The organism is Lentzea kristufekii (assembly GCF_033949925.1).
Taxonomy (GTDB): domain Bacteria; phylum Actinomycetota; class Actinomycetes; order Mycobacteriales; family Pseudonocardiaceae; genus Lentzea; species Lentzea kristufekii.
Map to the genome: position 1 here is coordinate 20,571 of NZ_JAXAVV010000045.1, position 8,809 is coordinate 29,379.

At 67.7% G+C, this 8,809-nt stretch carries 12 protein-coding genes and 3 tRNA genes; 7 read left to right on the plus strand and 8 right to left on the minus strand.

What is annotated here, in order from left to right; translation table 11 throughout:
• Positions 1–16: 16 nt before the first annotated feature.
• Positions 17–670 carry a membrane protein YczE gene (yczE, locus tag SK571_RS44725; RefSeq protein ID WP_319990186.1) on the plus strand — a complete coding sequence of 218 codons (654 nt, stop codon included), beginning with the start codon at positions 17–19 and terminating at the stop codon, positions 668–670.
• Here yczE and SK571_RS44730 read toward each other — a convergent pair.
• Both SK571_RS44730 and SK571_RS44735 read right to left on the minus strand, forming a co-directional pair.
• Positions 621–1,148 (minus strand): Clp protease N-terminal domain-containing protein, encoded by a 528-nt coding sequence (locus SK571_RS44730; protein WP_319990187.1) that lies wholly within the window; start codon positions 1,146–1,148, stop codon positions 621–623. The two genes, yczE and SK571_RS44730, sit on opposite strands and share 50 nt — an antisense overlap.
• Entirely contained in the window at positions 1,145–1,354 is a 210-nt protein-coding gene (locus SK571_RS44735; protein ID WP_030473166.1) for a helix-turn-helix domain-containing protein, read from the minus strand. The genes SK571_RS44730 and SK571_RS44735 overlap by 4 nt, the downstream gene beginning before the upstream one ends.
• A gap of 61 nt (positions 1,355–1,415) precedes the next feature.
• Here SK571_RS44735 and SK571_RS44740 point away from each other — a divergent pair, with 61 nt between their 5' ends.
• Positions 1,416–2,126: a hypothetical protein gene (locus tag SK571_RS44740; protein ID WP_319990188.1), complete on the plus strand. Its 711-nt coding sequence runs from the start codon at positions 1,416–1,418 to the stop codon at positions 2,124–2,126.
• A gap of 49 nt (positions 2,127–2,175) precedes the next feature.
• Here SK571_RS44740 and SK571_RS44745 read toward each other — a convergent pair.
• From SK571_RS44745 to SK571_RS44765, 5 genes are all read right to left on the minus strand, one after another.
• Positions 2,176–2,249 (minus strand) — tRNA-Phe (locus tag SK571_RS44745).
• 13 nt (positions 2,250–2,262) lie between these two features.
• Positions 2,263–2,336: transfer RNA gene (locus SK571_RS44750), tRNA-Asp, on the minus strand.
• 38 nt (positions 2,337–2,374) lie between these two features.
• A tRNA-Glu gene (locus SK571_RS44755) sits at positions 2,375–2,447 on the minus strand.
• Between the two features lie 149 nt (positions 2,448–2,596).
• Positions 2,597–3,226: a ScbR family autoregulator-binding transcription factor gene (locus tag SK571_RS44760; RefSeq protein ID WP_319990189.1), complete on the minus strand. Its 630-nt coding sequence runs from the start codon at positions 3,224–3,226 to the stop codon at positions 2,597–2,599.
• 126 nt (positions 3,227–3,352) lie between these two features.
• Positions 3,353–3,598: a hypothetical protein gene (locus SK571_RS44765; protein ID WP_319990190.1), complete on the minus strand. Its 246-nt coding sequence runs from the start codon at positions 3,596–3,598 to the stop codon at positions 3,353–3,355.
• A 153-nt stretch (positions 3,599–3,751) separates the two neighbouring features.
• On the opposite strand from SK571_RS44765, the gene SK571_RS44770 reads away from it, so the two are divergent.
• From SK571_RS44770 to SK571_RS44785, 4 genes are all read left to right on the plus strand, one after another.
• Entirely contained in the window at positions 3,752–4,012 is a 261-nt protein-coding gene (locus SK571_RS44770; RefSeq protein ID WP_030477907.1) for a hypothetical protein, read from the plus strand.
• Between the two features lie 55 nt (positions 4,013–4,067).
• Positions 4,068–4,274 carry a heavy-metal-associated domain-containing protein gene (locus tag SK571_RS44775; RefSeq protein WP_030477906.1) on the plus strand — a complete coding sequence of 69 codons (207 nt, stop codon included), beginning with the start codon at positions 4,068–4,070 and terminating at the stop codon, positions 4,272–4,274.
• The gene (locus tag SK571_RS44780) at positions 4,271–6,454 is read left to right on the plus strand and encodes a heavy metal translocating P-type ATPase (protein ID WP_319990191.1); all 2,184 of its coding nucleotides are present in this window, start codon (positions 4,271–4,273) and stop codon (positions 6,452–6,454) included. Before SK571_RS44775 ends, SK571_RS44780 begins: the two co-directional genes overlap by 4 nt.
• 266 nt (positions 6,455–6,720) lie before the next feature.
• Positions 6,721–7,026, plus strand: coding sequence for a hypothetical protein (locus SK571_RS44785; RefSeq protein WP_266035609.1), 306 nt, complete (start codon positions 6,721–6,723; stop codon positions 7,024–7,026).
• Between the two features lie 87 nt (positions 7,027–7,113).
• On the opposite strand, the gene SK571_RS44790 is transcribed toward SK571_RS44785, so the two are convergent.
• Positions 7,114–7,317 (minus strand): cold-shock protein, encoded by a 204-nt coding sequence (locus tag SK571_RS44790; protein WP_030477903.1) that lies wholly within the window; start codon positions 7,315–7,317, stop codon positions 7,114–7,116.
• Between the two features lie 509 nt (positions 7,318–7,826).
• On the opposite strand from SK571_RS44790, the gene SK571_RS44795 reads away from it, so the two are divergent.
• On the plus strand, positions 7,827–8,809 hold a 983-nt coding region (locus SK571_RS44795; RefSeq protein ID WP_319990192.1), incomplete at its 3' end, for a L,D-transpeptidase.

Genomic DNA, 8,809 nt, shown 5'->3' on the forward strand with positions numbered 1-8,809 from the left:
AGCGCAACATGGCCACATGGCCTCCATGACCGCACTCCACCAGGTCTCCGTCCGGATCTCACCAGCCCGTCGCCTCCCGCAGCTCTTCGCAGGTCTTTGGCTCTACGGGGCGAGCATGGCGATGCAGATCCGCGCGACCCTCGGCCTGAACCCGTGGGACGTGCTGCACGAGGGCCTCACGAAGATCACCGGCCTGAGCTTCGGCCTGATCACCGCGATCACCGGCGTGCTCGTCCTGCTGGCCTGGATCCCGCTGCGGCAGAAGCCCGGCATCGGCACCATCGCGAACGTCGTGGTCATCGCCGTCAGCGTCGACGTGACGCTCTGGCTCCTGCCCGCACCGGAAGGACTCCTGCCCAGAATCGTGTTCCTGACACTGGGCATCGTCCTGAACGCCGTCGCGTTCGCCGCGTACGTCGGTTCCCGGCTCGGACCGGGCCCGCGCGACGGCCTGGTCACCGGGTTCTGCCGCCGCACAGGCATCTCCCTGCGGCTCACGCGGACCGTGCTCGAACTTCTCGTGCTCGGCACCGGCTGGCTGCTCGGCGGCACGGTCGGCATCGGCACGGTCCTCTACGCGCTCGGCATCGGCCCGCTCGCGCAGCTGTTCCTGCCCGCGCTCACCTGGCGCGAGCGCTCGCGGCCCGCTTGCGGAGCTCCGCGTACGTGACACCTCGCTCCGTCAGCACCTCGGCCACGATTCCCTTGCCCTGCAACAACGCCAGCAGGATGTGCTCCACACCCAGGTAGTTGTGGCCGAGGTCGCGCGATTCGCGCAACGAGTTCTCCAGCGCCTTCTTGAAGTCCGGCTCCAGAGGCATCCCGAACCACCGCCGGCGCCGACCCGGCCGCAGCACCCCGGTCCCGAGCGACTGCTCCGCCGACTCGATCACCGCGTCGACGTCGATTCCCAAGCCGCGCAACGCTTCCGAGTCGGCCTTGGTCAGCCCGCCCTTGCGCCGGTAGTCCCGGAACGCCGTCTCCAGCTCGTCGCGCGGCAGGTCGAACCCGGCCAGCACCGGCGAGTCGAGCAACGCCAGCAGCAGGTGCTCCACGCCGACCTCGGCGGCGTGGATCTGCTCCGCCTCCCGCACCGCGGCCTTGACCGCCTCACGGGCTTCCTTCGTGAACCGTTCCGCGATCATCATCGCCCCCCGTGCTTCTTGTGGACCGCCTGGCGGGACACCCCGAGTTCCGCCGCGATGTCCTGCCACGACCAGCCCTGCGCCCGCGCACTGCGGACCTGGGCCGCCTCCAGATGTTCGAGCAGTCGCCGCAACGCGCTGACGGCCCGCAACCCGACCTTCGGGTCACGATCCCCAGCCGCTGTGGCGAGATCCGTCGCTTCCGTCATGATGTCAACGTACGTTGACAAACGGCATTCGTCAACCGAAGTTGACACGTACCGTGAGGGCGTGAAGATCGAGACCGCCGAGCAGGGGGCTCCGGGCCGAGTCACCGAAGATCGAATCCGCGTGCTGCCGAACGCCGTCGTCGTGCTCGACGGCGTGACCTCGCGAACCAGGCCACCCGATCGCAACGGTGGTTGGTACGCCACGAAACTCGCCGACGAACTGGTCCGGCTGCTCGACGACACCGATCCGCTGCCGGACCTGCTCGCCCGAGCCATCGCGAACCTCGTGGCGGAACACGACCTCGTCCCCGGCGACTCACCCGCCGCGACCGCGTCGATGGTGCGCTGGAACGACGACACGATCGAGGCGCTCGTGCTGTGCGACACCCCGGTTGTCGCGTTCGGACAGTCGACCCGAGTGCTCGAGGACACCAGGCTCGAGGACCTCCGGCCCGACCCCGACATCCTCAGGTGGAAGAACAAACCGGGCGGCTACTGGGTCGCGGAGGCCGATCCCGTTGCGGGACACCAGGCCCTGACGGCGACCTGGCGCCGCGACGAGACCGAGAGTGTGATCGCTCTCACGGACGGTGTCTCCTGTGGAGTGTCCGAGTACGGGCTTTTCTCCTGGGAGGACCTGGAGCAATTGCCGCTCGGTCAAGTGCTCGACCGAATCCGCGATGCAGAACGCGGTGATTCGGAGCACCTGCGTTGGCCCCGCTACAAAACGCACGACGACCAGGCGATCGCCCGAATCACCTTCAGCGCATGACGAAAGAAGCCCCACAGAAAACTCTGTGGGGCTTCTTTCGAAGAAGGTATGGCCAGGGGCGGGGTCGAACCGCCGACCTACCGCTTTTCAGGCGGTCGCTCGTACCAACTGAGCTACCTGGCCATGAGAAAGAAAGCGACCCAGACGGGACTCGAACCCGCGACCTTCGCCGTGACAGGGCGACGCGCTAACCAACTGCGCCACTGGGCCTTGCTTCGTGCTGTCTTACCGTACCGTACTTTACTGCGTGCCCCCAACGGGATTCGAACCCGCGCGACCGCCTTGAAAGGGCGGGATCCTAGGCCGCTAGATGATGGGGACTAGCTGGTCTCTGGAAGCATCGTAAGCATATGCCATAGGTCCGCGCACCTCCAAAACGGGGGTCCCACTTATGCGCTGACCTGCTGAAACCCCCTTCCGGGCCGGATCGCCCAGATCAACAAATGCCTGATCAGGGCTGTTCGGGCCCGTCACGCCGGTTCAGAAGCAGTTTGTGATCCAGACAACTTCCAGCCGGAAGACGCGACGCTGGGCAACACGTGCCCCAGAACCTCGCGGATCCGCGAGGGGAAGTCCGCGCACGCGGTGGTGGCGGAAGAGATCAACCTCGAACCGAGCGCCGCGCTGCACAACGTGCGCGCGACGGCCTCCGGATCGACGCCGGCCCGCAGGTCTCCGCGCTCGGCCGCCTCGATCACGTACGCGGCGATGAGCTTCTCCCACATCACGTGCGCGCTCGGGACGCCGGGATAACCGACCTCGCGATCGGCGGCGAGCCGCACACCGGCGCGCAACACCACGTCGGCCGCCATCCGGTCGGCCGACTCGGCGAACATGCCGTGCAGGGCGTTCAGGGGGTCGACGGCACGCAGCCGCCACGACTCCCTCACCTGCGCCCACAGCTCGCTCTGCCGTTCGATCAGGGCATCGGCGACCGCTTCCTTCGAGGGGAAGTGGAAGTAGAACGCGCCCTTGGTCATTCCGGCGCGCGCGAGCACGGCGGTCAGCGACGTGCGCTCGTATCCGAGCCGGTCGAACTCCTCCGCCGCGGCGTGGAGTATCGCCTCACGTGTCGCGTACGCCCGGTCCTGCTGGGGCATGGGTGAAGGTTAGCCGTTGCCGCTAAAGAGACCCGTGGGTATGTTTCGAGATGCGGCCCTGTTCTGCAGACGCGCTCCGGGGGGTGCGCGCCTGGAGTCAGGGCCGCTTTTGCGTGCGCACGACGGTCACCGTTGCACCGGAGGCAACCCGCCGTCCTCGCCCGGTGACAGGCCCAGCATGTCCAGCAGCATCCGGCAGTCCTCGGTCCCCAGTGCGCTCCTGGCGACCGCGAGCCTGGCCCGGTGGACCTGTTCGTCGGAGATCCGCGAGGGTTCTCCGTTGCGCTGGGCCGGCACGTTCGGCCCGCCCTGTCGCGACATGCCGTCGTCCTGCGTGAACAGGAAGTTCCGCACTTCCAGTGACCCGCTCATGAGCACCCTCCCCGACTTGAGGTTGGCGCGAGGCTAAGCGACCTGGGACAACGACCGCAGCCCCCCGCAGAGTGATTCCACCGACACCCAGCGTTACTTTCTGTACTGGTGCCGTGCGTACCGGTGAGGAACTGGCCAGTGGATGATGGACCGATGACCGACCCCACGCCGGAGCCTTCCCCCGATGCAGAGGGCCAAAACGCGTCCCAGCCACCGCCTCCAGCAGATCAGGAAGCGATCTTCAAGGCGCTCAGCGGCATCGATCTGAACACCATCGACGCCGACATCGAGTCCGCGTTCGGCTCGCGGATGGCCGAGCTCGACAAGATGCTCGAGGGCCTCGACGATCTGGTCAACAAGATCGAGAGCGACATCCAGAACCTGGACCAGCCCAAACCCGACAGTCCTCAGTAGAGCGCTTACCCCAGGGGGGTATAGAATCGGAGCCCCGAAGAGAGAAAGGGCTCCGATGTCCGTCAGCGCCACCTACACCGTCACCGGCATGACCTGCGGCCACTGCGTCAGCTCCGTCACCGAGGAGCTGACCGAGGTCTCGGGCGTCACGGGTGTCGACGTCGTCCTGGAGACCGGCGCGGTCACCGTGACCAGCGACCGCGAGCTCGACCGCGCCGAGGTCGTCGCCGCCGTCACCGAGGCCGGGTACCAGGTCGCATGACCACGACCGAGCCTCGCCACGTCGAGCTCAGCATCAGCGGCATGACGTGCGCTTCCTGCGCGAACCGCATCGAACGCAAGCTGAACAGGCTCGACGGCGTCTCCGCCACCGTGAACTACGCGACCGAGAAGGCCAGCGTCCAGTTCCCGGACAACCTGCGGGTGGACGACCTCGTGTCGACCGTGCGGGCGGCGGGCTACGACGCGGAGGAGCCCCGGCCCGCGGCTCCCGACGTGGACGAGGCCGGTGAACTGCGGCTGAGGGTCACCCTCGCCGCGGTGCTCGGCGTGCCGGTGATCGCGTTCTCGATGGTCCCGGCGTGGCAGTTCCCGACCTGGCAGTGGGTGTCGCTGGCGCTGGCGAGCGTGGTCATGTGGGTGTGCGGCTGGCCGTTCCACCGCGCGGCCTTCGTCAACGCCCGGCACGGCGCCAGCACCATGGACACCCTCGTGTCGATGGGCGTCACGGTCTCGTACCTCTGGTCGCTCCACGCGCTGGTGTCCGGCGAGGCCGGCGTCATCGGCATGCGGCACGAGTTCAGCCTGCTGCCGCGGCCCACCACCTCCGGAGACATCTACCTCGATGTCGCGGTCGGCGTGACCGTGTTCCTGCTGCTCGGGCGCTGGCTGGAGGCCCGTTCGAAGCGCAGCGCGGGTGCGGCCCTGCGGTCGTTGCTCGCGCTCGGCGCCAAGGACGTGGCGGTGCTGCGCGACGGCGTGGAGACCCGCGTGCCGATCGGCCTGCTTCGGGCCGGCGAACGCTTCGTGGTCCGTCCGGGTGAGCGTGTCGCCACCGATGGCCTAGTGGTCGACGGCAGGTCGGCTGTGGACCGCTCGATGGTCACCGGGGAATCGGTGCCGGTCGAGGTCGGCGAGGGCGATCAGGTCGTCGGCGGGACCGTCAACGCGGGCGGCAGGCTGGTCGTCGAGGCCTCCTCCGTCGGCTCGGACACGCAGCTCGCGCGGATGGCCGGGCTGGTCGAGCAGGCCCAGGCAGGCAAGGCGGAGGTGCAGCGACTGGCGGACCGGGTGTCCGCCGTCTTCGTCCCGGTCGTCGTGCTGATCGCGCTGGCGTCGTTCGGCGCGTGGCTGCTCGCCGGGCGGCCGCTGGAGTTCGCGGTGACGACGGCGGTGGCCGTGCTCGTGATCGCGTGCCCCTGTGCCCTGGGCCTCGCGACACCGACGGCGTTGCTCGTGGGCACCGGCCGCGGCGCGCAGCTCGGCATCCTGGTGAAGGGTCCCGAGGTGCTCGAGTCGACGCGGCGGGTGGACACCGTCGTGCTGGACAAGACCGGCACCGTCACGACCGGCCGACTGACGGTGGTCGACGTGATCCCCGCGGCGGGGGTGGACCCCGGCGAGGTGCTGCGGTTCGCGGCGGCCGTCGAGAACGCGTCCGAACACCCGATCGGCGCGGCGATCGTCCGCGAGGCCGACGACGTTCCTCCGGTGTCGGACTTCGCCTCCACGGACGGCGTGGGCGTCAGCGGAACGGTCGAAGGCCGACGCGTCGTCGTCGGCCGGGTGCGGAACGTCGTTCTTCCGCAGGAGTTGACTGAGGCCCTTGTTGCCCACACAACTCGGACTGTTGTCGCGGTTTCCTTTGATGACAAGGTTGTCGGCGCCATCGTCGTGGCGGACGTCGTGAAACCCACGTCCGCACAAGCGATTCAGGAACTGAAGGAACTCGGTTTGCGGCCGGTGTTGCTGACCGGCGACAACGCCTCCGTGGCCGCCGAGGTCGCGGCCGAGGTGGGCATCGACGAGGTCATCGCCGACGTCCTGCCGTCCGGCAAAGTCGAAGCGATCCGGAATCTCCAGGCACAGGGCCGAGTTGTGGCCATGGTCGGCGACGGCGTGAACGACGCGCCGGCCCTCGCGGCCGCGGATCTGGGGCTGGCCATGGGAACCGGGACCGACGTCGCGATCGAGGCGAGCGACCTGACGCTGGTGCGCGGCGACCTGCGGGTGGCGGCGGACGCGATTCGGTTGTCCCGCAAGACATTGAGCACGATCAAGGGAAACCTGTTCTGGGCGTTCGCCTACAACGTCGCTGGACTTCCACTCGCGGCCCTGGGTCTGCTGAACCCCATGATCGCGGGCGCCGCAATGGCCTTCAGCAGCGTGTTCGTTGTTACCAACAGCTTGCGACTGCGGGGTTTCCGTCCATCGGCAGCATAAGAATCTCGTTGCGAACACTCCCCAACGAGCGCGTGCGCGTGCAACAATCCAAAAGCTGACACACCCCCGGTCAGCGCCTGTGGAGATCCCCTCCGGCCCCCGCGTTCCTCCCCCTGGCGCGGGGGCCTCCGCAGCTCCACGGCTCGGCGTCAGCCTGCTCGGGCAGGCGCTCACCGGAGATCCACTCTGAGTAGACCCATTTACACCTTGGGGTGACCCGGCTCACAGGGGTTTGGCTTCCGTGACCGAGCCGTTATCGTGTCCCGGTGCCTATCGGATCCCTCGGACGCTCCAAGTCCGGCCGTCACCGCCCTGCGGACGACCCGCAGCAACCGGAGACGTCGCACGACGACGAGCTGACCTCCTACCTGGCCGCCCTGGCCCCGGACGCGGACAACGAGACCACCGCCTCGGGCTTCGGCAGCGCGCAGGTGTACCAGCTGAGGCTGCAACTCATGGCGAACGAGCAGCTCAAGGAACTGGCTGCCGAGCGCCAGACCTCCCCGCAGGCTCTCGCCACGGAATGGGTCATGCAGCGCCTGGAGTGGGAAGCGCGCCAGCGCGGCCACTAGCCCGGAGCGAAGACGAAGAAGGACCCTCGACCGAGCCCGGTCGAGGGTCCTTCTCGCGTACGACTCAATTGCGGCGTATTACAAACCTCAGACCGCGCGGACGTTCTGGGCCTGCGGACCCTTGGTGCCCTGGCCGACCTCGAACTCCACTCGCTGGTTCTCCTCCAGGGTGCGGAAACCCTGACCCTGGATCTCCGAGTAGTGGACGAAGACGTCAGCGCCGCCGTTGTCCTGGGCGATGAAACCAAAGCCCTTTTCGGAGTTGAACCACTTGACAGTGCCCTGTGCCATGTACCTGCCTCCATCGCAGGAAAGCTTGGGGCTGCACCGTGCAACCCCGGCCGTCCCGGGGGCGTTAGGCAAACTCGCTGAGAGCGCACCGCACGCCCGCGTGTCGTTCCGCGAGCGTGTGAAGCACGAACACAGAAACCACGGCCTGCGCGGGTCAGCCTAACGTGTGATTGGTCATAGCACTACAGGTCATTACCGGCCGGTCGGGTGCCTCAACAGGAGTAAATCCGCTGGTCCGGGTGGGTGATCGCGATTTGCCGAGCAACGTGTTCCACCGCCGCGCGTCCTCATGTTCGTTGGACGAGGGGATCTTGGGGAGAAACGTGTTCCGGCCACTGGTTTTGGCTCTACTACTGGGATTGACCGCCTGCAGCGCCGCACCCGACGGTGCGCCTGGGGCCGGTTCGCAACCCACTGCGCCGGCCGCGGAGCAGAAGGCGAAGGCAGTACTCACGGTTACTCCGGCATCGGGCGAGGGGATCAGCCCGGCCGGACCATTCGAGGTCGGAATGACCGGTGGCGCACTGACCGCCGTCGTGCTGACGGGCGCCGACGGCCGGGTGGTGAAGGGGGAACTCTCCGCCGGGCGCTGGGTCGCGACCGAGGACCTGGCCTACGACAAGGCCTACACCTGGTCCGGCTCGGCCAAGAGTGAGGACGGGACCGACGTCCCGGTCACCGGGTCGTTCCGCACGGTCAAGCCGCAGCGGCTCACCAGCGCGAAGCTGAACGTCGGTGACAACCAGACCTACGGCGTCGCGATGCCGATGAAGGTGACCTTCAGCGCGCCCGTGCAGGACAAGGCTTCCGTGCAGAAGGCGATGACCGTCAAGACGTCCGTGCCGACCGAGGGCGCGTGGGCGTGGCTGTCCGACACCGAGGCGCATTGGAGGCCGAAGGAGTACTGGAAGCCGAACACCGAGGTCTTCCTCGACGTCGCCATCTACGGCGTGCCGTTCGGCGGGGGCGCTTTCGGCAAGGCCGACATGCACGCGCAGTTCAAGATCGCGGACCGCGCGCTGGTGGCCAAGGCGAACACGCAGACCAAGCGGTTCGAGATCTACCGCGACGGCGTGCTGCTGCACGACCTTCCGGCTTCGTACGGCAAGGAGAGCGACCCGGGCAGGGTGACCCGGTCCGGCATCCACGTGGTGCAGCAGAAGGAAGCCTCACGCAGGATGAAGAGCTCCGTGTACAACTACGACGTCCCGGTCACCTGGGCGGTGCTGATCTCCCAGAACGGCGAGTTCGTGCACGAGAACAACGACACGATCCCCAAGCAGGGCAAGGAGAACGTGTCGCACGGGTGCGCGAACCTGTCCGGTGCCGACGCCAAGATCTTCTACGACCTGACGATGGTCGGTGACCCGGTCGAGGTCGTGGGTTCCTCGGTGCAGCTCGGGCTGGCCGACCCGAACGGGCCGGCGCACAACGACTACTGGGAATGGACGCTGGACTGGGCGGCCTGGACCGCCAAGTCCGCGGCCATCAA

Bases quoted from the DNA above. Each gene is read 5' to 3' on its own strand.
- yczE (WP_319990186.1), top strand. From the start codon at position 17: ATGGCCTCCATGACCGCACTCCACCAGGTCTCCGTCCGGATCTCACCA.
- SK571_RS44730 (WP_319990187.1), bottom strand. From the start codon at position 1,148: ATGATGATCGCGGAACGGTTCACGAAGGAAGCCCGTGAGGCGGTCAAG.
- SK571_RS44735 (WP_030473166.1), bottom strand. From the start codon at position 1,354: ATGACGGAAGCGACGGATCTCGCCACAGCGGCTGGGGATCGTGACCCG.
- SK571_RS44760 (WP_319990189.1), bottom strand. From the start codon at position 3,226: ATGCCCCAGCAGGACCGGGCGTACGCGACACGTGAGGCGATACTCCAC.
- SK571_RS44765 (WP_319990190.1), bottom strand. From the start codon at position 3,598: ATGAGCGGGTCACTGGAAGTGCGGAACTTCCTGTTCACGCAGGACGAC.
- SK571_RS44770 (WP_030477907.1), top strand. From the start codon at position 3,752: ATGACCGACCCCACGCCGGAGCCTTCCCCCGATGCAGAGGGCCAAAAC.
- SK571_RS44775 (WP_030477906.1), top strand. From the start codon at position 4,068: ATGTCCGTCAGCGCCACCTACACCGTCACCGGCATGACCTGCGGCCAC.
- SK571_RS44780 (WP_319990191.1), top strand. From the start codon at position 4,271: ATGACCACGACCGAGCCTCGCCACGTCGAGCTCAGCATCAGCGGCATG.
- SK571_RS44790 (WP_030477903.1), bottom strand. From the start codon at position 7,317: ATGGCACAGGGCACTGTCAAGTGGTTCAACTCCGAAAAGGGCTTTGGT.